The sequence below is a fragment of the Streptomyces sp. NPDC008079 genome, assembly GCF_042957385.1.
In the GTDB taxonomy this organism is placed as follows: Bacteria; Actinomycetota; Actinomycetes; order Streptomycetales; family Streptomycetaceae; genus Actinacidiphila.
Genome location: NZ_JBIBIC010000013.1, coordinates 176,811 through 200,203, shown reverse-complemented (window position 1 = coordinate 200,203; position 23,393 = coordinate 176,811). Strand labels below are relative to the sequence as shown.

Genomic DNA, 23,393 nt, shown 5'->3' with positions numbered 1-23,393 from the left:
GTACAGCCCCCACATGACCCCGTCCACCACGGCCGTCGGGCGGCTTCGGTGACGGCGGCACAGAGCGTGCGCGTATCGCGGGTGCCGAAGGGGCCACTGCTGAACGGCCGGGCAAGCACTAAGTACGACACGGCGGCGGCAGGGTGTCAACGGTGCTACCGCAGGTGTTCCGGCGCACAACGGCGCCCGTGACGATGATCAGTGCGGCGGCTCCGTACGCGGTTGCCTGGAGCACGTTTCCATGGGCACCGGCGCCCATCGCGTTCCCGGTGTAGAGGGCGAGTCCGGCCAGCGGTACGGCCAGCCACTCCCAGCGGCCGTCGAGCGCGACGAGGGCGACGACCGACAGCGCGTACCAGTAGTAGGAGGGTGAGGTCAGCAGCAGCGCGGTGCCGGTCACGAGCAGGGCCCCGCTCCACGGCCGGTTCCGGTCCCCACGCCGCAGTACGTACACCACCACCGCGAGGACGGCCGCGATCGCGGCCGGGCCCGCCGCACCGTCCGGCAGCACCAGCCGCAGCAGGGCGAAGCGCCGTACGCTGCCCGGCTCGTATCCCTCCTCCTGGAGGTACCCGGGCAGGTAGCCGAGCACCCCGCCGCCGGACGCGACGACGTACGGCAGATAGGCGAGAACGATTACGGCGACGGCGGGGAGCAGGACGCGGAGCGCCTCGCGCGGGGTGCGGCGGGCGAGCGCGCCGGGCACGGCGAGGCCGGGCAGCAGCTTCACCGCGACGGCGGCGCCCAGCAGCGCGCCGCGGCGCACGGGCCGCGCGGTCGCGCCGAGCGCGAGGACGGTCAGGAGCACGCCGAGGGTGTCGATGTGCGCGTCGTTGACGGCCGCCACGGGCACGATCGGGCACCACGCCCACAGGGCGGCGCGGCGGGGGTCGGCGTCGCGCCGCCGCAGCGCCAGGAGCAGCGCGCCCGTGGTCGCCGCGGCCAGCAGCGCGCCGCCGGCCTGCATCGGCTTGTACCGGGTGCCCGGCGGCGACAGCGCGTGCACGGCGAGGAACCAGCCCTCGGCGACGGGCGGGTAAATGGTGTGCACGGAGGGCCGGTTGATCCGCGTGCAGTCACCGGCGGTGGTAGGAATCTGCGTCCAGTCCGCGCAGTGGGCGTCCGCCTGGCGGGGGAAGAGCCATGGCTCCCGCAGCCGTTCGAGCTCCGGCGCGTTCGGCGGGTACGCGTACGGCGAGACACCCGACGCCTGCACCGCGCCGTCCCACGCGTAGCGGTACATGTCGTTGCTGGTGCGGGGGGCCGTGGCCAGGCCGGTCAGGGCGAGAGCGACGCCTCCGGCGGCGACGAGGACGGTCGCGGCGCGGCGCGGCACCTTGCGGAGCGCGAGGAGGGCCGCCGCGAACAGGGCCCACGCGGCGGCGTACCAGTACGGCAGGCGGTCCGGACGGCCTTCGGTGCCGCCGACGGCGAGGGTCGCCGCGACGACGGCGACGAGGGCGGTGAGGAGCAGGGCGACGAGGGCGGTCGCCGGTCGGCCGCGGCTCGGGGGTGCGGTGCCGGCGCCGCTTGGGCGGGTGGTGCCGGGGGTGGTGCCGGCGGCGGCCCTGCGGGGGGCGGCGAGGAGCGAGGTACGGATTCCCACAGGTCACACGCTCGCATCCGGTCGTGGCGAGCGGGAGCCGAACCGCTGCGACGTACGCGTTCCGTAAGGAGTCGCGCGCTCCTGCGGGGGCCTCGGCGGGGGTGAGATGGCCTCATGACCGATACACCTCCTCCACCTCCCGAACGGCCCGCCCCGCGGGCCCCGAAGCCTCACGCTCGGCCCGCGGGGGTGCTGTTTCCGGCGTGGGCGCGGGTGGGGCCGCTGCGGGAGGGCGCGTTCAGAGGGCGGCTGCACGACGCGCGGACGGCGGTGTCGCTGGGGCGGGCGCTGGGGGCGGCGCTGGTCGTCTGCTTCGTGACCGGGCTGGTCAGCCACTACTTGCAGCAGCCGCCGAGCTGGGCGGTGAACCACCTTCCCAGCCGCCCGAGTTGGGGCTACCGGCTGACCCAGGGCACGCATGTGGCGACCGGCATCGCCGCGATCCCGCTGGTGCTGGCGAAGCTGTGGACGGTCTATCCGCGGCTGTTCGCCTGGCCGCCGCTGCGATCCGTACTGCACGGCCTCGAGCGGCTGTCGATCCTGGTCCTGGTCGCGGCGACGCTGCTGCAACTGGCCACCGGCCTGCTCAACACCGTGCAGTGGTACCCCTGGCCGTGGAATTTCCGCCCGGCCCACTGGGCGCTGGCGTGGGTCGTGGTGGGCGCGCTGGCGCTGCACATCGCGGTGAAGGCGCCGGAGATCGCGGCGCACTGGTGGCGCCGCTCACCGGGCACGCTGCGGCTGCCCGCCGCCGACGGCCGGGACCGGCGGGCCTTCCTGGCCACGGTGGGCGCGGCGGTCGGCGCCGTGACGGTGACGACCGTCGGGCAGAGCCTCACCCCGCTCAAGGACCTCGACCTGCTGGCCCCGCGCCACCCCGACCACGGCCCGCAGCACCTGCCGGTGAACCGTACGGCCGCCGCCGCGGGCATCACGGCGGCGCGCCTGGCCGACTGGCGTCTGACCGTACGCGGCCCGCGCCCGTACGAACTGACGCTGCCTCAACTGCGCGCGCTGCCACAGCGTTCCGTGGTGCTGCCGATCGCCTGCGTCGAGGGCTGGAGCAAGAACGCGCACTGGTCGGGCATCCGGATCCGCGACCTCCTCGACCGCGCGGGCGCCCCGCACCACGCGCGGGTCCGCGTCGTCTCGCTCCAACAGCACGGCGCCTACGCCGTGATGGAGATGGGCGACCTCTACGCCCGGGACCCGCTGACCCTGTTGGCGCTGTCCCTGAACGGCGACGTCCTCTCCCCCGACCACGGCTTCCCCGCCCGGATCATCGCCCCCAACCGGCCGGGCGTCCTCCAGACCAAATGGGTCACCCGTCTCGAGGTGCTGACATGAGACGCCCCACCGCCGTACGCCCGGCGACCCTCCTGCGGTACGGCGTCGGCGCTGTCGGCCTCGCCGGTATGGCCTTCGGCGCGACGCTGCTTCTGACGGACCCTCATATCTCGGACTGGCCCGCGGTGGTGGAGTGGCTCGTGGGCGCCGTCGTGCTCCACGACGGTGTCCTGGTCCCCGCCGTCCTCGGTCTCGGCGCCCTGGCCGCGACCCGCCCCGGCCCCCGTCCGCGGTGGCCCTTCGTCGTCGCGGGCAGCCTCGTCCTGATCGCCCTGCCCGTGCTCCTGCGCCCGCGCCCGACGGCCAACCCGTCCGTCCTCCCCCTGGACTATCCGCGCGGCCTCGCGATCGCGGTGGGTACGGTCCTGGCCCTCGCCCTGTGCGGGGCGGTCGGCCGCCGGGGGTGGGCGCGGCGGCGCGAACTGGGGCGGAGGGTACGCGGTGCGGGTCCACGGCTGAGAGCGGCCGGGAGGGCGGGGGTGGCCGCGGTGGGACGCACGGCGCGCGGGCTCCGCCGCTAACCTCGTGTTCCGGCCCCGGGACCGCGCCTTCGAGCGGCCCGGCCCCGGGGAGTCCAGGATGGGGGCATGACGGTATTCCCCGATGTCCCCGGCGCCTGGCACGGACGGTCCGGCTTCCGGCTCATGCCCACCGACCCCTTCCACGAGGCCCCCGCCGGCGCCCGGGTCGTCCTCGGCGCCGCCGGTCACCTGGCCTGCGTCACCTACACCTGGCAGCACCCGGACGACGGACCGCAGGACGGCATGCTCACCGTCGGCGCGACCGACGAGAACACCCGGCTCACCGCGCTGTGGGCGGACTCCTGGCATCAGCAGCCCGCCCCGCTGCTGATGCACGGCACGCCCGGACCGCACGGCATCGACGTCGAGGGCGAGTACGCCGAGGGGTGGATCTGGCGCATCGCGGTCGACGCGGGTGAGCCCGGCACGCTGCGGATCCGTATGGACAACGACATCCCGTCCGGCCGCTACCGGGTCATGGAGGCCACGCTGACGCCGAGTTGACATACCGGGCTCCGTGTCGGGACGCCGCTGCGCGAGCCGTCACCCTCCTACCGCACGCTGACCAGAGCGGCGAAGCGGCGGCCCGACGTCGACCACTCCTCCGCCACCGACCAGCCGGTGGCGCGCGCGGCGGCGCGCAGCGCGAGGGGGCCGAGGCGGGCCCACGGGAAGTCGCGGCCCTGCCGTCCGTGGGCGTCCTCGACGCGTACGGTCACCCGCTCGTCCACTTCGTGCGGCGCGGCCTCGGCGAGCAACCGGCCGCCGGGGGCGAGGAGTTCGCGGACGCGCGCGAGGAGGGTGTGCGGGTCGCCGCCGATGCCGATGTTGCCGTCGGCGAGCAGCGCGGTGCCCCAACGGCCCTCCGCGGGAAGGCGGTCGAAGACCGAGCGGCACAGGACCGCGCCGCCCGCGCCCTTGGTGCGGGCCACGGCGGCGGGGCTCACGTCGAGCCCGAGGACCGGCACCCCGTACCCGGCGACGGCGGCCACCAGCCGCCCGGGACCGCAGCCGATGTCCAGCACCGGTCCACGGCAACGGCGCAGCATCGTACGGTCGGCGGCGTCCGGCGGTGCGCACCAGCGCTCGACCTCGAGCGGCAGCAGCCAGCCGTCCTCCCGCCGCAGGAACAGCGGCCCGCGCCCGCTGACCAGGGCGCGCGCGTACGGATCGCCGCCCCAGGTGGTCGCGGTGGCAGACCGCGCGACGGGTACGGAGGTGGTCACCGGGCGGCACCTGCGGGGGCTGGAGCGGCGGGCGCGGCGGCGGTGGCGGCGGCGGGACGGCTCATGGGGGCGAGGCGGCGCCAGGCCGCGGCGAAGTGCGTGGCCGGTGCCAGGGCGGCGACGTCGGCGGCGTCGGACGGGGTGTCGACGTCCCGCAGCAAGGGGAGGTCGTGGACGCGGAGCCCGGCGGAGGTGAGGCGGGCACGCTGGACGGCGCCCGTGTGCGGGGTGGACATGGGGACGCCGAGGAGGAGGTCGGGGCGGGCGGGTTCGGCGAGGCCGAGCGCCCAGAAGCCGCCGTCGGCGGCGGGTCCGAAGACGGCGTCGCGGGTGTCCCACGCGTCCGGCCGCAGCGCCGACTCCAACAGGGCGGCGGTGAGTTGGGGGGTGTCCATGCCGACCAGCAGCGCGGGTCCCTTGCACAGGGCGAAGGCCCCGGCCAGTCGTTCGTCCAGGCCGCCGCCGGTCTGCGGTGCGACCTCGTAGCCGTCCGGCAGCCACGGTCCCGGAGCGCCGTCCAGGACCAACACCCGTCGGCTGAAGGGGAGTTCGAGGCCCAAGGCCAGCGTGTCCCGGAGCGCCGCCTCGGCCAGGACGGCGGCCTCGGCGGCCGTGCAGTACGGCGTCAGACGGGTCTTGACGCGCCCGGCCACCGGCGACTTGGCGATCACCAGCAGCGTCGTCGCGGCCTTCATCGGGCGCCCGCCGTAACCGTCGAGTCGTTACTTGCGGTGGCGTGACCGGCCGACTCGCTGCCGGCCGTCGCGTTCCCGGCCTTCTCGGTAGCGGCTCTCCCGCCACCGGCTCTCCCGTCACCGGCCTTCTCGGTACCGGCTCTCCCGTCACCGGCTCTTTCGTTCAGCACCGCCGTCATGTCGCGGACCGCGTGCCAGGTGCCGCGCCAGGTGCCGGTGACCTTGGAGCGGCCGGTGCGCGGCGCGTACGGGACGGGGGTCTCGCGGATCCGCCAGTCCGCGTCGGCGGCGCGGACCACCATCTGGAGCGGGTAGCCGGAGCGGCGGTCGGTGAGGGCGAGCGCGAGCAGGTCCTCGCGGCGGGCGGCCCGCATCGGGCCGAGGTCGTGCAGGCGCAGACCGGTGCGGCGGCGCAGCAGCCGGGCGAGCTGGAGGTTGGCCAGCCGGGCGTGCGGCGGCCAGGCGCGGAAGGTGGTGGGGCGGCGGCGGCCGAGCACCAGGTCGGCGGCGCCGTCCAGCACCGGCCCCGCAACGGTCGGCAGCAGCGCCGGGTCGAGGGAGCCGTCGCAGTCGCAGAAGCAGACGACGTCGGCGGTCGCGGCGAGCAGTCCGGCGTGGCAGGCGGCGCCGAAGCCGCGTACGGGCGCGTGCACGACGTACGCGCCGTGTTCCGCGGCGATCCGGGCGGAGCCGTCCGTGGAGCCGTTGTCCACGACGATCGCGCGCCAGCCGGGCGGGACGCGGTCCAGCACCCAGGGCAGGGCGGCGGCCTCGTCGAGGCACGGCAGGACGACGTCCGCGACGGCGGGGGGACGGGGGCCGGGGCGGGAGCCTGCACGGACATCGGGGCGGGCGTCCGGGCGGAGGTCGGCCGGGACGGCGGACCGGACGTCACCGGGGACGCCGAGGATGCCGGGGACGCCGGGGATGCCGGGGATGCCGGGGATGCCGACCACGGTGGGCGATGGCTTGGTCACACGGATCACCCTACGGAGACGCAAGGGACATAACGGACCCGCGATCCTTACGAAACACGGACGGCACCGCTCCCCGGCCTCCGGCCCGGCGTCACTGTCCGTGGCGGGTGTCAGACTCGACAGCATGACCAGCCCCACCGTGCCCGCCGCCCCGGCCCCGCGCCGCCGGGTCCTCGTCGTGGACGACGACCCGACCGTCGCCGAGGTCGTCGCGGGCTACCTCGACCGGGCGGGCTTCGCCGTCGAGCGCGTCGCCGACGGCCCCTCCGCCGTCGCCCGCGCCGCCGCCCTCCGGCCCGATCTGGTCGTCCTCGACCTCATGCTGCCCGGCATGGACGGCCTCGAGGTCTGCCGCCGTATCCGCGAGAACGGACCCGTGCCGGTCGTCATGCTCACCGCCCGTGGCGACGAGGACGACCGCATCCTCGGGCTCGAAGTCGGCGCGGACGACTACGTGACCAAGCCGTTCAGCCCTCGCGAGCTGGTGCTCCGCGTCGAGTCCGTCCTGCGCCGCGCGGGCAGCCCGCCCGACCCCGCCTCCGCCCCCGGCGCGTGGCTGCGCTCCGGCTCCCTCGCCCTCGACCCGGCCGCCCGCCGCGCCACCCGCCACGGCGTCGAACTCCCCCTCACCATCCGCGAATTCGACCTCCTCGCCTTCTTCCTCCACCACCCGGGCCGCGTCCTCGGCCGCGAGGAACTCATGCGCCGCGTCTGGGGCTGGGAATTCGGCGACCTCTCCACCGTGACCGTCCACGTCCGCCGCCTCCGCGAGAAGATCGAGGCCGACCCCGCCCGACCCCGCCTGATCACCACCGTCTGGGGCGTCGGCTACCGCTTCGACCCGTCCGACGGCCCCACGGACGACCCGGTGGGCGACCGGGACATGGGCGCGGCCCCGGCTTCGGGCGGGGGACGCGATGCGTGACGTGGTGCTCATCGCCGCCTACGCGGCGGCCGGGGCGGGGGCGGCCGGGGTCCTCGGAGCGGTCGCGCTGCGGCTGCTGCGGCACCGGTCGGTGGCGTTGTCGCTCGCCGTGGTCGCCGTCGTGACGGTGGCGGCGATGCTCGCGGGGACGCTGTCGGTGGCGTGGGCGATGTTCCTGTCGCAGCACGACCTGGGTGTGGTCACGACGGTGTGCGGGATGGCGGCCGTGGTGTCGCTGGGCGTCACGCTGCTGTTGGGGCGGCGGGTCGTGGCGGGCAGCCGCGCGCTGGCCGCCGCCACGCGGGCCTTCGGCGACGGCGACGCCTTTGCCGCTCCCGCGCACGCGCCCACGGCCGAACTCGCCGAACTCGGCCGCGAGTTGGCCGTCACCAGCGCCAAGCTGGCCGACTCGCGCCAGCGCGAGCGCGCCCTTGAGGCGTCGCGCCGCGAGCTGGTCGCGTGGATCTCGCACGACCTGCGGACGCCGCTCGCCGGGCTGCGGGCGATGACCGAGGCGCTGGAGGACGGCATAGCGGAGGACCCGGCCCGCTACCACAAGCAGATACGGGCCGAGGTCGACCGGCTCAGCGGCATGGTCGGCGACCTCTTCGAACTCTCCCGCATCCAGGCGGGCGTTCTCGCCCTCTCCCCCACCCGCATGTCGATGTACGACCTCGTCGGCGACGCCATAGCGGGCGCCAATCCGCTGGCGCGCGAGCACGGCGTACGGCTGGTCGGCGACGGGGTCGAGCCGGTGCCGGTGGAGGTCGACGGCCGTGAGATGACGCGGGTCCTGGCCAACCTCCTGGCCAACGCCATCCACCGCACCCCCGCGGACGGCACCGTCGCCGTTTCCGCTCGGCGCGACGCCGCTTCCGGCTCCGTCGTGCTCTCCGTCACCGACGGCTGCGGCGGCATCCCCGCCGACGACCTTCCCCGCGTCTTCGACACCGGGTGGCGCGGGACCGGGGCGCGGACGCCTCCGGCGGGGGCGGGGCTCGGGCTCGCCATCGTCCGTGGCATCGTCGAGGCCCACCATGGGCGTGCCGCCGTGCACAACGTCCCCGGCGGCTGCCGCTTCGACGTCGTCCTCCCCGCCGCCCCCCTCTAACGGGCGGCACCCCGTGCCTTCAGGGGCAGGGGGCAAGTCGGTCGCTCCCCGGACCGCCGGCCGGTGGGGGGTTGCTCGCGCAGTTCCCGCGCGCTCGGGGGCGCAGCCGCCTGCGGGATGGGGGGTTCCTGGCCGGCTAGGCCGACGGGCGTTGGGGGGCGTGGGCGAAATCGGTGACGCCCTGGGTGAAGGGGACGCGGGGGGACCAGGCGAGTTCGTGGTGGGCGCGGGCCGCGGAGGCCGTGACGTGGCGGACGTCGCCGAGCCGGTACGCCCCGGTGACGCGGGGCGCGGGCCCCCCGGTGGCGGCGGACAGGACGGTGGCCATCTCGCCGACGGTCCGCGGCGTGCCGGTGGCGATGTTGTAGGGGCGCAGGCCGCCGGGCGGCCGGTCGCCGAGCCGGGCGAGGGCGGCGACATTGGCGGCGGCCACATCGGTGACGTGGATGAAGTCCCGGCGCTGACGGCCGTCTTCGAAGACGGCGGGGGCCTCGCCGCGGGCGAGGGCGGAGCGGAAGAGGGCGGCGACACCGGCGTAGGGGGTGTCACGGGGCATGCCGGGCCCGTAGACGTTGTGGTAGCGCAGGGAGACGGCCCGGCCGTCGGCGGCGCGGGCCCAGGCGGCGGCGAGGTGTTCCTGGGCGAGCTTGGTGGCGGCGTAGACGTTGCGGGGGTCGGCGGGCGCGTCCTCGTCGACGAGGCCGGGCGCGAGCGGTTCGCCGCAGCGGGGGCACGGCGGTTCGAAGCGGCCCGCGTCGAGGTCGGCGACCTGTCGCGGCCCCGGCCGTACGACGCCGTGCCGCGCGCACTCGTAACGTCCTTCGCCGTAGACGACCATCGACCCGGCGAGGACGAGCGACCGTACGCCCGCGTCGGCCATGGCGGCGAGCAGCACGGCGGTGCCGAGGTCGTTGCAGCTCACGTAGTCGGGGGCGTCGGCGAAGTCCTTGCCGAGGCCGACCATGGCGGCCTGGTGGCAGACCGCGTCGGCGCCGCGCAGGGCCTCCTCGACGGCGGCCCGGTCGCGGACGTCGCCGTGCCGCCATTCGACACCGTCGGGCACGGGCGGCGGTGGGGCCCGGTGGGCGGCGGGCAGCAGCGCGTCGAGGACCCGTACCCGGTGTCCGGCGGTGCGCAGCGCGGTGACGATGTGCGAGCCGATGAAGCCCGCGCCTCCCGTGACAAGTACCAGCATGGGCCCGACCGTACGGTCCCGGCCGGGCCGATGGACCGGGCCCGGCCGGGGCGTCAGCGCTCCGTAAGAACTCCCCGCGCCGCCTCACACCAGCGCGGGCACCTCGTACGTGAGCGTCGCCGCGTCCGCGTCCAGCACCGCGGGCACCCCGAGCGGCACGGTCAGCGTGGACTCGCAGTGGCCGAAGCCGAATTCCTCGACGATCGGTACGCCGAGGCCGCCGAGGAGGTCGGTCATCAGGGACCGGACGGCGGGGTACGGGCCGCAGTCCTGCCAGGAGCCGAGGACGATTCCGGCGACGCCGTCGAGCCAGCCGGAGCGCAGGAGTTGGGTGAGGATGCGGTCGAGTCGGTACGGCTCCTCGCCGATGTCCTCCAGGACGAGGATGCCGCCCGCGGCGGACGGGCGGGAGTACGGGGTGCCGAGGTCGGAGGCGAGCAGGCTGACGCAGCCGCCGAGGGTGACCCCGGCCGCGCGGCCCGGTACGAGGGTGCGGGCGGTCGGGGAGGTGGGCGTCAGGGTCTCGTCGGGCGTGAAGAGGGTGCGCCGCAGGTGGTCCTGGGTGGGGCCGTCCTTGAGGAAGGTCTCGGTCGCCGCCATCGGGCCGTGGAGCGTGGCCAGGCCGAGCCGGGTCGCGAACGCCTCGTGGAGCGCGGTGATGTCGCTGTAGCCGATGAACGCCTTGGGTGTGGCCGCGCCCATGGCGTCCCAGTCGAGCAGGTCGACCATGCGCTGCGCGCCGTAGCCGCCGCGGGCGCACAGCACGGCCGCCAACGACGGGTCGCACCACGCCTGTTGGAGGTCGTCGGCGCGGGCCCGGTCGGTGCCCGCGAGGTAGCCGGAGGGGTGGTCGTCCAGGACGTGCGGTGCCACGACGGGGTCGAGGTCCCAGCTCCGCAGGATGTCGAGGCCCGCGTCGAGGCGTTCGCGCGGTACGGGGCCGCTGGGCGCCACGACGCCGATCCGGTCGCCGGGCGCCAGCCGCCGGGGGCGGATCAGCGCGGGCACCGGCCCGCCGACCGGGCCGGCCGCCTGCCGCGGTCCGCCCCCGGAGCCCCGTCCGGCAGAGGCGTCGGCGGCGGAAGCGGAGGAGGCGGCAGCCGTAGAACTCTCCGTCATGTGTGCAGTTCCAGCGGCGCGACGCCCTCCGGCGTGAAGCCGAAGACCTGCCCGTAGAGGGCGAGTTCGGCCTCCAGGCAGGTGACCATGGTGTCCAGGCGGCGGAAGCCGTGGCTCTCGCCCTCGAAGGTCAGATACGCGTGCGGGATGCCGCGTCCGGCGACGGCCTCCAGGAACCGCTCGCACTGCACGGGCGGGCAGATCACGTCGTCCAGGCCCTGGAGCAGCAGGAACGGCACGTCTATCCGGTCGCCGTGGTGGACGGGCGAGCGGTCGCGGTAGCGCTCGGGCACCTCGTCGAGCGGCCCAATCAGCGACTCCAGGTACTCCGACTCGAAGTCGTGCGTCTCCCCGCCCTCCCGCGACCAGCCGCGCAGGTCGAGGATCGGGTAGATGACGGTGCCGCAGGCGTAGGTGTCGGTGGTGGTCAGGGCCGCGGCGCTGGTCCAGCCGCCGGCGCTGCCGCCGCGGATGGCCAGCCGCGCGGGGTCGGCGACGCCTTCGGCGACCAGCCCCTCGGCGACGGCGGCGCAGTCCTCGACGTCCACCACGCCCCACTGTTCGCGCAGCCGGTTGCGGTAGGCGCGGCCGTAACCGGTGGAGCCGCCGTAGTTGACCTCGGCGACGCCGATGCCGCGGGAGGTGAAGTAGGCGATCTCCAGGTCGAGGACCATCGCGGCGCGGCTGGTGGGTCCGCCGTGCACCCAGATGACGTAGGGCGCGGGTCCCTCGGCGGTGACCAGCGGATTGCGCGGCGGGTAGACCTGCGCGTGCACCTCGCGCCCGCCGGGGCCGGTGAAGGTCCTGGCCAGGGCGTCGGGCACGTAGGCGGGGTCGACCGTGTCGTGGTGCGCGCTGCCGATGACGCGGGTGCGGCCGGTCTTGACGTCCAGCTCGACCAGTTCGTACGAGGTGCGGGCGCTGCCCGCGACGCCGATGACGCGGCTGCCGGACGCGGCGAGGGTCGCATTCCACTCGGTCCAGTGCCCGGGGGCGTCGGTGACCTCGCCGGTGGCGGGGTCGAGCAGGCCGAGCCGCAGGGCGCCGACGCCGTGCAGGACGGCGATCAGGCCGTCGTCGAGCGGGGCGAACCAGTGGTGGCCGAGTTTCCACAGCGCGTTGCCGAATTCCTCCTGGCGTGCGCAGAGGTTGACGGCTTCGCCGGTGGCCGGGTCGACGCGGTGCAGATTCCACCAGCCGGTGCGGTCGGTGGCGGCGAGCAGGGTGCCGTCGGCCGCCCAGCCGACCTGGGTGACGGATTCCTCGGGGCCGCCGATCAGGGTGCGGGCGGCGGTGAAGGTGCCGTCGGCGGTGACGTCGGCGATCCGCAGTTCGGTGCCGTCCCAGGGCATCAGCGGGTGGTCCCAGGCGGTCCAGGCGGCCCGCGTGCCGTCGGGCGACAGGCGCGGTCCCGTGACGAACCGGTGGGTGGCGGGGGCGAGTTCGCGTACGGCCGCGCGGTCGTCGGCGGCGGAGCCGTCGAGCGGTACGGCGGCGGGCACGCGGCGTACGTCGGTGGGCTTGTCGCCGGTGAACTCCTCCAGGACTCCCCAGACCTCACCGCGCTCGCGGTGCAGTGTCAGGTCGGCCCAGCGCAGTCCGCCGCCGACGGCGCCGACCGGGGTCAGCGGGCGCGGCGGGGTCTGCGGCTCGTCGGGGCGGAAGGCGTAGAGCCGCTGGTCGGCGAAGTTGGCGAAGACCACCAGCGGGGCGCCGTCCACGACGGCGCCCGCCCAGGGGGTGCCGCCGTATTCGATGACGCGGCTGCGGACGTTCCACGGCGCGGGCAGCGGGCATTCCTCGGTGCCGTCGGGCCTGCGGCGGATCAGCGCGCGGCGGCCCCCTTCGGCGGGGCGGGGCGCGGTCCACCAGACGTCGTCGCCGACGATGCCGACGAATTCGGGGCTGCCGTCGTGTGCGGCGGCCGTGGTGGCGTCGACGGGTGAGGGCCAGGCGCCGTGCGGGGTGGTGCTCCCGGTGGTCGTGGTCACGCTCCGGCCTCCGTTCCCGTGGCGCGCAGGAAGCGGTCGAGGACGTGGACGCCGAAGTGCAGCGCGTCGACGGGCACCCGCTCGTCCACGCCGTGGAAGAGCGCCTGGTAGTCGAAGCCGGGGGGCAGCCGCAGCGGTGAGAAGCCGTAGCCGGTGATGCCGAGCCGGGAGAACTGCTTGGCGTCGGTGCCGCCGGACATGCAGTAGGGCACGACGTGCGCCTGCGGGTCGAAGTGTTCCAGCGACTCGCGCATCGCGGCGTAGGTCGGGGAGTCGACCGGGGCCTGGAGCGGGATCTCGCGGTGGTGGAACTCCCAGTCGACGTCGGGTCCTGTGAGCCGGTCCATGGTGGCGGCGAACTCGTCCTCGGCGCCGGGCAGCATGCGTCCGTCGACGTAGGCGGTGGCGGAGCCGGGGATCACATTGACCTTGTAACCGGCTTGCAGCATCGTCGGGTTGGCGCTGTTGCGGACGGTGGGCCTGACCAGGTCGGCCGCCGCGCCGAGCCGTTCGAGGAGGGTGTCGACGTCGTCCAGGGCGGCCTGGTCGGCGGGGACGCCGTAGAGCGCGGCCAGTTCGGTGAGCGCGGCGGTGACGGTGGCGGTGAGGCGGACGGGCCAGTCGTACTCGCCGATCCGGGCGATGGCGGCGGCCAGTCGGCTGACCGCGTTGTCCCGGTTGACCTTGGAGCCGTGGCCCGCCTTGCCGTGTGCGGTGAGCTTGAGCCAGGCGGTGCCGCGCTCGCCCGCGGCGACGGGATAGATCCGCAGGTCGTCGCTGGCGTGGAAGGTGAAGGCGCCGGATTCGCTGATGCCTTCGGTGCAGCCCTCGAAGAAGTCGGCGTGCTTCTCGGTGAGGAAGCCGGAGCCGTAGGAGGCGCTGTCCTCCTCGTCGGCGGTGAAGGCCAGCACGATGTCGCGGGTGGGGCGGTGTCCGGTACGGGCCCAGGCGCGGACGGTGGCGAGCACCATCGCGTCCATGTTCTTCATGTCGATGGCGCCGCGGCCCCAGACGACGCCGTCCCTGATCTCGCCGGAGAAGGGGTGCACGGTCCAGTCGGCGGCCTCGGCGGGCACGACGTCCAGGTGGCCGTGGACGAGCAGCGCGTCGGCGGCCGGGTCGCTGCCCGCGATCCGGGCGAGCACGTTGGCGCGGCCGGGCGCGGATTCCACGATCTGCGCTGCGATCCCGGCGTCGGAGAGCTGCTGGGCGACGTATTCGGCGGCGGGCCGTTCGTTGCCGTCGCCGCCGCCGCGGTTGGTGGTGTCGATCCTGATGAGGTCGGACGTGAAGGTCACGACCTCGTCGAGTGCCCGCGCGTCCACGGCGTCGTGCCGGACGTCTCGCTCGGCGGTCCGCTCAGCCATACTGCTCCTCCACCGCTTGCGACACGAGTGTGGTGACCGCCTTGAAGGCCCTGATGCCCTCGTACATCGTGGGCAGCGTGTAGGCGACACGCCGCTCCCCCGTCCGCTCCACGCCGGGCACCACGGTGGCGGCCCCGGCCAGGTGGACGGCGTCGAATTCCAGCTCGACGGTGAAGGGCCCGGCCTGCGCGGGCTCGTGGCGCACGGCCAGCGCGGCGGCGTCCTTGGCGGCGGCCCGGATGTCGGCGGCGGTGCGCGCGGGCGGGCGGCAGACGGCCGCGTAACGCGACACGTAGTCCTTCACCGCGACGGTACGGGCCTGCGGCGCGTACCCCTCGGCGTCGATCCCGGTCCTGTCGTCGCCGGTCACCAGCACCACGGGGACGCCGTACTCGGCGACGACCAGCGCGTTGAGCCTGCCCTCGCTGGCGGCGACGCCGTTGACCCACACGCCGGTGATGGAGTTGGCGAGGTAGGTGTGGGCGAGGACGCCCTCGGTCCCGGCGCCGGTGTGGTAGCCGACGAAGGCGATGCCGTCCACGTCTCCGTGCTGGACGCCCTCGACCATGGACAGGTCCTTGTGGCGGCCGGTGAGCATCTGGGCGCGCTCGTCCAGCTTCTCCAGCAGGAGATTGCGCATGGTCCAGTGCGCCTCGTTGACCAGCACCTCGTCCGCGCCGCCGTCGTAGAAGCCCGCGACGGCGGCGTTGACGTCGGAGGTGAACATATGGCGGCAGCGCTGCCACTGCTCGCTGCCGGGCAGCACGTCGGCGGGCCAGGTGACACCCGTCGCGCCTTCCATGTCCGCCGAGATCAGGATCTTCATGTTGCGTCACGTTACGCGGCGGCCGGAGGGCGCACCAGGGCCGGGCCCAGCCTGTGGATAACTTCAGTGGTCCAGACCAGTGAAGCGGGTGGGGGAATCAGCCGGTACGGCCCGCCACCAGCCATTTCGACGGTATCTCTATGCGTGTCCCGTCCACCCTGAACTCCGTTGTCACCAGGGGCTGTTCACCGTCGGCCAGCACTTCGAGCCCGGCGGCCCGGAAGAATCCGGGCAGCGCCGCGTCCGACACCTCGCCGGGCGCGATGCCGTGCGCGAAGATCGCCCCGAGCTTCTGCGGCGGTCCGGCGGGCCCCTGCGCGAGCCCCATCAGCACCGGCTTGGCCGCCTCCGCCAGCTCCAGCGCGAAGGCCCGGCCGCGGTGCCCGGTGAGCACCGCTATGCCGTCCGCCAGCCGCCCGCGGTCCTCCGGCTCGCACTGGTGCAGCACCCCGCGCATGTAGACGTTGGCGTCGCCGAGCTCCTCGTGCAGCCGCTCCACCGCGTCGGTGTCCACCGCGTCCAGCCGCTGGTACTCCGCCGCCCCGTGCGGATCGTCGCGCCTGGCCCGGTCGATCGCCTCCCGCGAGAGGTCCACGCCGACCACCCGGTCGTACCGCTCGGCCAGGAAGCGGGTCTGCGTCCCGTTCCCGCAGCCGAGGTCCACCACCGGAAGGCCGGGGTCGAAGTACGCCCGGAAGTGCGGGTAGTGCTGTTCCGCCGCGAGCTCGGGGTCGCAGTCCCAGAAGACTCCGCCGGGCTCGTGGGGCGCGTCCTGCCAGAAACTCTCCCACGCCTGCTCATACCCGCTGGACACGTTCACGCGTACTCACCACTCCCCAGGACCGCGATCGTAGAAAAAGGCACAGGCGCGGCCGCCGACCGTGCCCGCATCAGGAGCTACCGGACCGTCACTTCGGAGTCAACGGCCCGGGCGGAATCGACGGCGCCGACGTCATCGACGCCACGGACGGAACCGAAGCCTCGGACGGAATCCACGGCAGCGGCGTATTGAACGCCTCGGACGGAACCGACCGCGCCGGCGGGATCAGCGGCTCCGGCCCGGCAGCGGCCGCTCGAACCAGACGGACTTGCCCTGCGCGAAGCGGCTGGTCCCCCACTCGCGGGCGAGCCTGCTGACGATCCGCATGCCGCGCCCGCCCTCGTCGTCGGGCCCGGCGCTCAGCAGGACGGGGACCGCGTGGTCGTCGTCGGTCACCTCGCACAGCAGCGCGCCCGCGCGGACGAGCCGCAGCCCGATCCGCCGGGTGTGCGCGTGCCGCACCGCGTTGGTGACCACCTCGCCGACCAGCAGCTCCGCCGTCTCCGACATCTCCGCCAGGTCCCAGCCGAGCAGCGTCTCGCGGACCAGGCCGCGGGCCCGCGCCACCTCGCGCGGCTCCGGCTCCAGCTCCCAGGTCATCACGTCGTGCCGCGGGATGCCGTTGAGCCGGGCCATCAGCAGCGCCACGTCGTCCTTGCGACCGCCGCGCGGGTTGAGCGCGCGGATGATCGTGTCGCAGGCGTCGTCCATCGACGCGGCCGGGTGCGCGGCGCTCTCGCACAGCGCGGCCAGACCGGTGCCGATGTCCTGGCCGCGCACCTCCACCAGGCCGTCGGTGCACAGGATGAGCCGGTCGCCGGGCGCGACCGGCACCCGTACCGTCTCGAACGGCACCCCGCCGACTCCCAGCGGCGCGCCCGTGGGCACGTCGAGCAGCTCGCTGCGGCCGTCGACGGCGCGGACCAGCACCGGCGGGATGTGTCCCGCGTTGGCGATCAGCAGATCGGACTCGACCGGGTCGTAGACCGCGTAGAGGCAGGTCGCCAGATACTGCTCGCCGAGCCGCTGCGCCAGGTCGTCCAGATTGCGCAGCAGTTGGGCCGGTGGCATGTCGAGCCCGGCCATGGTCTGCACGGCGGTACGGAACTGGCCCATCATCGCGGCCGAGTTCAGCCCGTGGCCCATCACGTCGCCGACCACCAGCGCCAGCCGCGAGCCGGGCAGCTTGATGCTGTCGAACCAGTCGCCGCCGACCCGGCCCAGCCGCTCGCCCGGCAGGTAGCGGGTCGCCACGTCACACCCCGGCATCCGCGGCGCGATGTGCGGCAGCATGCTGTCCTGGAGGGTGTCGGCGACATTCTCCTGATACGTGTACATGCGCGCGTTGTCGAGGACGAGCCCGGCGCGGGCGGCCAGTTCCGCGCCCGTCACGCGGTCCATGTCGTTGAACACCGCCCGCTCGCGGTGGCGCAGCAGGATCATGAAGCCCAGCACCACATCGCGCGCCTTCAGCGGGACGACGAGCATCGAGCGGTTGTTGATCAGCGGGCTGATGTCGCGCTTGGGGAACTGCGCGGCGATCGCGTTGCCCATCGGCTCGCTGATCCGCGGCACGAGCACCGGGTCGCCGGTGGTCATGCACTGGAAGAACGGCGTCTGCGCGGGGAAGGGCATGGACTCGCCGACCGGCACCACGTCGTCCCAGCGGCCCGGTTCGTCGGTGTGCTCGACCGCCACGCGGTACCACATGGTGGTGACGTCGGGCGGCCCGTCGGGGAAGCCCTCACCCGCCAGCACCTGCTCGCGCAGATATGTGCCCGCAACATCAGTGAAGCGCGGCACGACGGCCGCGCTGACTTCCTGAATGGTCCTGGCCAGATCGAGCGAGGTGCCGATCCGGCCGCTCACCTCGTTGAGGAATTCGAGGTGTTCGCGGACCGCCGCGTATTCGAGGTCGGGCGCCAACTCGTCGGCCGGGACGGCCCGCGGGTCGGCCGCCGCGGCGGCCTCGGCGGCGCGCCGTCTGGCCTGCCGCTCGGCCCGGCGCGGCACGCCCCAGTCCGGGGTGACCGGCACCCGGTCGTGCTGGCTTATCTCCAGCACCGGATAGCCCAGTTCCAGCACCTGCGCCACGATCCGCCCGCTCTCCAGCGGATTCATGCTCGGCAGGATCTCGGGCAGTTGCCTGGCGAGCTGGTCGGAACCGGGGAATTCGGTGTGCAGCGCGAAGCCGGGCGCTATCCGCTCCGAGCAGTCCGCCGCCCCCGACCTGTCGGTCTCCGCCGCGTCGGGGTCGGTCATCGCGGAGGGCGTCCCGGCAGCGGCGGAGGAACCGGCCGCGGAAGAGGCGTCGGTGGCCAGCACGAGCAGCCGCTCGGGGCCCGGACCGACCAGCGGGTAGGCCCACCACAGCACGTCCAGGGGGACGCGCCCGTCCCCGTCGGCGTCCGTGCGCCGCACGCAGTCGTACAACCGGGCGCGCCCCGCCGTCGGGTAGGAGCTGGCACCGGCCAGCGAGGACTCCAGGTCGGGCCCGGTGACGTCGTACGGGTACGCGGTGCCCGCCGTGCCGCCGCCCGGGGCGGCGTCCGGGGGTACGTCGAGTGCGCCGCCCACCGGTAAGAGGTCGAGCGCGTTCCGCCCGACGGCCTCTTCCCGTGTCCAGCCGAACAGCCGGCGCGCACCCGTACTCCAGTGCGACACCAGCCCGGCGGCGTCCACGACGATCACCGCGAGCGGGATACGTCCGGACGGCTCCGGCGGTTGACGGCGGTCCATGGTTCGTCGGGCTCCTTCCCTCGGCCCCGCGGTCCGGGGCCGGAGTGCGGTGGGAACCGCCCCGGCACAAGATCTACGATGCCGTTAACCACGGTACGACCGGTCCGGGTGCCAGGGGAGGGAAAGTACGAATCCGGGCGCACGCCCGCGCGCGAGCAACCAAACTGCCCGTGCTAGCGTCCAAACCCTCTGTTCGAACTCTCTCACGTCGGTGGAGTTCGACCCCCTCGCCGGAAGGGATGCCGGCCGGGGCGCACCGCATCCGCGACTGGAAGAGGCCACGTGACCACCTGGCAGCCTGCGCGCTGGACCGCCATGAGGGGACCGGGGGCCCTTTTCCGGCGGGTCGACCTGCGCAATCCTGTCGTGGCCGCCACGGTGCTCGCCGCGGTCCTGCATGTGATCTGGGCCTATTTCCTGGCCAAGGACTCCGGCGACATGGCCGCGCAGTACGCCTGGACGGACTTCATAAGGGCCCACCCCTCCGCCTCGTACAACCTGTCCTGGTACGGCGGCATGCACCCCGCGTCGTACAGCATTCTGTCGCCGTACATCATGGCCGGGCTCGGGGTGCGGACCACCGCCGTGATCGCGGGCACCTTGTCCACGACGGCGGCGACGCTACTGCTGATCCGGGCCCGGATCAAGCGCCCGATGCTGCCCGCGCTGTGGACGGCGTTCGCTCTTTGGGGTGACGTGCTCTCCGGGCGGGTCACCTTCGCGCTGGGCGTCCTCTTCGGTCTGATCGCCACGCTGCTGCTGTTCCCCACCGACCCGCCGGTAGGCGCGCGCCGCACCCCGCGGGTGCTGACCGCCACGCTGATGGGCGCGCTGGCCACCATGTGCAGCCCGGTCGCGGGGCTCTTCATCCTGGTGGTCGCGGCGGCGCTGTTCCTCACCGGGCGCCGCAAGGACGCGTATGTGATGGCGGTCTGCCCGCCCCTGGTGGTCGGCGCGACCTCGCTGCTCTTCCCCTTCTACGGGGTGCAGCCCTTCAAGTGGTTCTTCGCCATCATCCCCTTCGCCACGGCCGTCGCGATCGCCCTGGTGGTGCCGCGCGAATGGCGCGTCGTACGCGTCGGGAGCTGGATCTACGCGGCCGGTGTCGCGCTGACGTACGTCATCCCGTCGCCGATCGGCAGCAATGTGGAGCGGCTGGCCCTGCTGTTCGGCGGCACCGTGCTGCTGATCGTGGCCATGGCGTGGACCAGGGGCGGCCGGATGGCGCTGATGCTCTACCTGGCCTTCCTGGGCGTCGCGGGCTGGCAGATCTCCAAGCCCGTGGTGGACCTGGTGAACACCTCGGCGCCCTCGTCCACGGTCGAGCACGCGGCGCCGCTGATCGCGCAGCTCACCAAGGTGCGCGCGGACAAGGGCCGGGTCGAGGTCGTACCGCTGCGCTCGCACTGGGAGGCGTCGGGCCTGGCCCCGCACGTCAACCTGGCGCGCGGCTGGAACCGGCAGGCGGACGTCGAGCGCAATCCGCTCTTCTACGACGGCACGCTGACCGCGGAGACCTACCGGCAGTGGCTCCAGCGCTGGAGCGTCGGGTACGTGGTGCTGCCGTCGGACACCCCGGACGGCGCGGCGGTGGCCGAGGCGAAGATCGTGGCGGCGGGCCAGAGCTGGCTGACGCCGGTCTGGCACGACGACTACTGGAAGCTCTACAGGGTCGCGAACGCCGATCCGCTGGCCGATCCGCCCGCGATCGTGGACGAGGCGAGTCCGGCCGAGCTGACCGTGACGATGCCGACCAGCGGCTCGGTGATCCTGCGCATCCCGTGGTCGCCGGTGCTCGGCATCGAGGGCGCCAACGACAACAAGCACGGCTGTCTCATCCAGGACGGCGACTGGACGCGGCTGTACGCGCCCTCGCCCGGCACGTACCGGATCGGCGGCACGTACGCGCTGATCCGCGGCACGCAGTGCAACAAGAACGACGTGGACGGCAGCGGCAGGCCGGACGGCGCGGCACCGGCCGGGCGCTGACCGGCCGGCTGTCCGACCTGCACGGCCTGCTGTCCCACCTGCACGGCCCGCTGTCCGACCCGCCGACCGGCGCCCGACGGCCGCGGTGACCGGGAACGACAACGGGCAGTGACCCTCACTCTTGTGGAGTAAGGGTCACTGCCCGTTCCGTACGACGGTGGATACGCCCGCGCGTCCACGGCGGGTACGGCGGCGGCACGGTCCTCGTCGGCGTGACCGACGTATCCGGCGTGACCGACGTATCCGCCGGACAGGCCCTAGTCGGCGTGTCCGAGCTGGAGGTCCCGCTCGGTCCTGCCGCCGCCCGCGACCTGGAGGACGGTGGCGACCGGCGGGTAACCGGCGGCGATCACCGTGTACTCACCGGCGGCGAGGTCCACGAAGCGGAAGTGCCCGTCGGGGCCGGTGGTGACCGAGTCCACGACATTGCCCGCCGCGTCCAGCAGCGTGACCCGCGCGTCCTCGACCAGCCGCCCGCCGGGGGCGCGTACGGTCCCGCGCAGCACCGCGCCGCCCGCCAGCTCCACGTCCTGCCGGGTCTCCCGCGACGCCTGCACCGACACCGGCAGCGCGGCGGGCCTGAAGGCGGGCGCGCTGGCCGCCAGCGTGTACTCGCCCGCCACCAACTCGCTCAGGACGTAGGCGCCTTCGCGTCCGCTGCGGGAGGTGGCCACGACGTCGCCGCGGATGTCGGTCAGGGTCACGATGGCGTCCCTGACCGGGGTGCCGTCCGCGGTGCGCACGGCGCCCGCCAGGCGTCCGGCGCCGCCGAGCACCACGTCGAGTTCGACCGGGCGGTCGGCGACGGTGATGCTGACGGCCTGTGGCTGGTGGCCGCCCGCGGCGGCGATCAGCACATAGCTGCCGCTGCCCGGGGTGCTCAGCGCGTACCGGCCGTCCTCGGTGGTCGCGCCGCGGCCGATCTGCCGTCCCGTGACGTCGATCAGGGTGAGCGCGGCGCGGCCGACGGAACTGCCGTCGGAGTGCTGGACGGTGCCGCACACGGGCACACCGCCCGCGTAGCTCTTGCGGGCGCCCGGCACGGCCGAGTCGGTCACGGTGAAGCCGGGCGCGCCGTCGGCGCCGGTGAGGGTGTCGGTGGCGGTGTCGCCGTCGTACGTGGTCGTCGGGGAAGCGGGGCCGTGCTGGGTCACCAGGGGTTTCTCCTTGAGGAGGAAGGCGAAGAGGAAGCCGAGCGCGAGCACCGGCACCAGGTAGAGGAAGATCCGCGGCATGGCCTCGGCGTACGCGTTGACGTACCCGTCGCGCACAGCCGCGGGGAGTGTGCGGACCAGTTGGGGGGTGACCGACTGGGCGTCGGGCAGGTGGGCGCCCTTGGGGAGTTCGACCGCGAGGCGCTTGGCGAGGCGGTCGGCGAAGAGCGTGCCGAAGACGGCCGCGCCGACCGAACCGCCGATCTGCCGGAAGTAGTTGTTGGCGCTGGTGGCCGCGCCGATGTCGGTGGGGCGCACCGAATTCTGCACGGCGAGCACCAGCACGGGCAGCATCAGGCCGATGCCGAGGCCGAGTACGGCCATGTAGACGCTGTACTCGGCCTGCGGGGTGTCGGCGTCCATCAGCGACAGCAGATACATGCCGGCCGTCGACAGGGCGCCGCCGATGATCGGGAAGATCTTGTAGCGCCCTGTCCTGCTGATCAACTGCCCGCCGACGATGGAGGCGAGGACGACGCCCATCATCATCGGCAGCATGAGGAGCCCTGATCCGGTGGCGCTCGCGCCGTCGACCATCTGGAGGAAGGTCGGCAGATAGCTGGCCGCGCCGAACAGGGCGACGCCGACGATCCCGCCGATCAGGGCGGTGGTGTTGAAGACCCCGTCGCGGAACAGCCGCAAGGGGATGACCGGTTCCGCGGCGAACCGCTCGACGAGCACGAAGAGCAGCGCGCTGACCACGGCCCCCGCGCCGAGGCCGAGGATCTCCCGGGACTGCCAGCCGTACTTGGAGCCGCCCCAGGTGGTGACGAGCACCAGGCAGGTGGAGCCGACGGCCAGCAGCAGGGCGCCGAGCACGTCGAGGCGGGGCCGGACGGCGGGCTTGGGGAGTTTCAGCACGAGGCTGATCACGACGAGGGTGACCAGGCCGAAGGGCACGTTGATGGAGAAGCACCAGCGCCAGGAGGCGTGGTCGGTGAAGAAGCCGCCGAGCAGCGGTCCCGCGACCGACGCGAGGCCGAAGGCGGCGCCGATCAGGCCCATGTAGCGCCCGCGTTCCCGCGGCGGCACGATGTCGGCCATGATCGCTTGCACGCCGATCATCAGTCCGCCGCCGCCGATGCCCTGGATGGCGCGGAAGGCGATGAGTTCGTCCATGGTGCGCGACCATGCCGCCAGCGCGGAGCCGATGACGAAGGTCATGATCGCGAACTGGAAGACGATCTTGCGGCCGAAGAGGTCGCCGAGCTTGCCGTAGATCGGCAGTCCGATCGTGGACGCCAGCAGATAGGCGGTGACGACCCAGGACATCTTGTCGAGGCCGTGCAGCTCGCCGACGATCTTCGGCAGGGCGGTGGCCACGATCATCTGGTCGAGCGCGGCCAGCAGCAGCGCCAGCATCAGGCCGACGAAGACCAGCCGGACCCGGCGCGGCGTGAGGTCGACCGCGGCGCCGTTGCCGCCGGGCGGTCCCGAGGCGCCGCCCGCCTCCTCGGCCGCGCCCCCGGTCCCCTCCCCCGGCCGTTCGTCGTCCACGGCCGCCGGACGCTCGATCAGCGTGCTGCCACCCACTGCCACTCCCCTCGTCGCGCCTGCCTGGCCACCGTTTCCCGCATTAAGCGACAACGACGAGCAAGCGCGACGATTCTCAGGAAGTACGCGAAACCACCCGTATCAGTGAACGATCACGAAACCAGCGGCACCGTAAGGGACTTCACTCCCCCGCGGTGCACTCCCCTCACTTCACTCCGCTCGGCCCCATTC

General features: G+C 73.9%; 18 protein-coding genes. 6 read left to right on the top strand and 12 right to left on the bottom strand.

What is annotated here, in order from left to right:
* Window positions 1–118: 118 nt before the first annotated feature.
* Complete coding sequence (locus ACFZAM_RS25550; protein ID WP_391049570.1) at window positions 119–1,606, bottom strand: glycosyltransferase 87 family protein; 1,488 nt, start codon at window positions 1,604–1,606, stop codon at window positions 119–121.
* 189 nt (window positions 1,607–1,795) lie between these two features.
* On the opposite strand from ACFZAM_RS25550, the gene ACFZAM_RS25545 reads away from it, so the two are divergent.
* The 3 genes from ACFZAM_RS25545 (at window position 1,796) to ACFZAM_RS25535 (ending at window position 3,978) form a co-directional block, all read left to right on the top strand.
* Window positions 1,796–2,953: a molybdopterin-dependent oxidoreductase gene (locus tag ACFZAM_RS25545; RefSeq protein ID WP_391049569.1), complete on the top strand. Its 1,158-nt coding sequence runs from the start codon at window positions 1,796–1,798 to the stop codon at window positions 2,951–2,953.
* Window positions 2,950–3,474 carry a hypothetical protein gene (locus ACFZAM_RS25540; RefSeq protein ID WP_391049567.1) on the top strand — a complete coding sequence of 175 codons (525 nt, stop codon included), beginning with the start codon at window positions 2,950–2,952 and terminating at the stop codon, window positions 3,472–3,474. Before ACFZAM_RS25545 ends, ACFZAM_RS25540 begins: the two co-directional genes overlap by 4 nt.
* Before the next feature lie 66 nt (window positions 3,475–3,540).
* Window positions 3,541–3,978: a hypothetical protein gene (locus ACFZAM_RS25535; RefSeq protein WP_391049565.1), complete on the top strand. Its 438-nt coding sequence runs from the start codon at window positions 3,541–3,543 to the stop codon at window positions 3,976–3,978.
* Window positions 3,979–4,025: 47 nt separating this feature from the next.
* On the opposite strand, the gene ACFZAM_RS25530 is transcribed toward ACFZAM_RS25535, so the two are convergent.
* The 3 genes from ACFZAM_RS25530 to ACFZAM_RS25520 are packed head-to-tail and all read right to left on the bottom strand — an operon-like array spanning window position 4,026 to window position 6,183.
* Complete coding sequence (locus ACFZAM_RS25530; protein ID WP_355339190.1) at window positions 4,026–4,700, bottom strand: class I SAM-dependent methyltransferase; 675 nt, start codon at window positions 4,698–4,700, stop codon at window positions 4,026–4,028.
* Entirely contained in the window at window positions 4,697–5,395 is a 699-nt protein-coding gene (locus ACFZAM_RS25525) for a DUF2064 domain-containing protein (RefSeq protein ID WP_391049563.1), read from the bottom strand. Before ACFZAM_RS25525 ends, ACFZAM_RS25530 begins: the two co-directional genes overlap by 4 nt.
* Entirely contained in the window at window positions 5,392–6,183 is a 792-nt protein-coding gene (locus tag ACFZAM_RS25520; protein WP_391049594.1) for a glycosyltransferase, read from the bottom strand. The genes ACFZAM_RS25525 and ACFZAM_RS25520 overlap by 4 nt, the downstream gene beginning before the upstream one ends.
* A gap of 313 nt (window positions 6,184–6,496) precedes the next feature.
* Here ACFZAM_RS25520 and ACFZAM_RS25515 point away from each other — a divergent pair, with 313 nt between their 5' ends.
* A complete protein-coding gene (locus ACFZAM_RS25515; protein WP_391049561.1) occupies window positions 6,497–7,297 on the top strand; it encodes a response regulator in 801 nt (266 codons plus the stop codon).
* A complete protein-coding gene (locus ACFZAM_RS25510) occupies window positions 7,290–8,408 on the top strand; it encodes a HAMP domain-containing sensor histidine kinase (RefSeq protein ID WP_355339181.1) in 1,119 nt (372 codons plus the stop codon). The genes ACFZAM_RS25515 and ACFZAM_RS25510 overlap by 8 nt, the downstream gene beginning before the upstream one ends.
* Window positions 8,409–8,544: 136 nt before the next feature.
* Here the strand turns inward: ACFZAM_RS25510 and ACFZAM_RS25505 are convergent, their stop codons facing one another.
* The 7 genes from ACFZAM_RS25505 to ACFZAM_RS25475 form a co-directional block, all read right to left on the bottom strand.
* Window positions 8,545–9,603, bottom strand: coding sequence for an NAD-dependent epimerase/dehydratase family protein (locus ACFZAM_RS25505; protein WP_391049559.1), 1,059 nt, complete (start codon window positions 9,601–9,603; stop codon window positions 8,545–8,547).
* A gap of 84 nt (window positions 9,604–9,687) precedes the next feature.
* On the bottom strand, window positions 9,688–10,611 hold the full coding sequence (locus ACFZAM_RS25500; RefSeq protein WP_355339518.1) for an LD-carboxypeptidase: 924 nt from the start codon (window positions 10,609–10,611) through the stop codon (window positions 9,688–9,690).
* A gap of 107 nt (window positions 10,612–10,718) precedes the next feature.
* Window positions 10,719–12,713, bottom strand: a complete 1,995-nt coding sequence (locus tag ACFZAM_RS25495; RefSeq protein ID WP_391049557.1) for an LpqB family beta-propeller domain-containing protein — start codon at window positions 12,711–12,713, stop codon at window positions 10,719–10,721.
* On the bottom strand, window positions 12,710–14,080 hold the full coding sequence (locus ACFZAM_RS25490) for a M20/M25/M40 family metallo-hydrolase (RefSeq protein WP_391049556.1): 1,371 nt from the start codon (window positions 14,078–14,080) through the stop codon (window positions 12,710–12,712). The genes ACFZAM_RS25495 and ACFZAM_RS25490 overlap by 4 nt, the downstream gene beginning before the upstream one ends.
* Window positions 14,073–14,906 carry a M55 family metallopeptidase gene (locus ACFZAM_RS25485; protein ID WP_188281247.1) on the bottom strand — a complete coding sequence of 278 codons (834 nt, stop codon included), beginning with the start codon at window positions 14,904–14,906 and terminating at the stop codon, window positions 14,073–14,075. The genes ACFZAM_RS25490 and ACFZAM_RS25485 overlap by 8 nt, the downstream gene beginning before the upstream one ends.
* A gap of 97 nt (window positions 14,907–15,003) precedes the next feature.
* On the bottom strand, window positions 15,004–15,726 hold the full coding sequence (locus tag ACFZAM_RS25480) for a methyltransferase domain-containing protein (RefSeq protein ID WP_391049553.1): 723 nt from the start codon (window positions 15,724–15,726) through the stop codon (window positions 15,004–15,006).
* 225 nt (window positions 15,727–15,951) lie between these two features.
* Complete coding sequence (locus ACFZAM_RS25475) at window positions 15,952–18,465, bottom strand: SpoIIE family protein phosphatase (RefSeq protein WP_391049551.1); 2,514 nt, start codon at window positions 18,463–18,465, stop codon at window positions 15,952–15,954.
* A 282-nt stretch (window positions 18,466–18,747) separates the two neighbouring features.
* Here ACFZAM_RS25475 and ACFZAM_RS25470 point away from each other — a divergent pair, with 282 nt between their 5' ends.
* Window positions 18,748–20,454 (top strand): MFS transporter, encoded by a 1,707-nt coding sequence (locus ACFZAM_RS25470; protein ID WP_355339162.1) that lies wholly within the window; start codon window positions 18,748–18,750, stop codon window positions 20,452–20,454.
* Window positions 20,455–20,711: 257 nt separating this feature from the next.
* Here ACFZAM_RS25470 and ACFZAM_RS25465 read toward each other — a convergent pair whose 3' ends face one another.
* Complete coding sequence (locus ACFZAM_RS25465) at window positions 20,712–23,201, bottom strand: DHA2 family efflux MFS transporter permease subunit (RefSeq protein WP_391049549.1); 2,490 nt, start codon at window positions 23,199–23,201, stop codon at window positions 20,712–20,714.
* Between the last annotated feature and the right edge of the window lie 192 nt (window positions 23,202–23,393).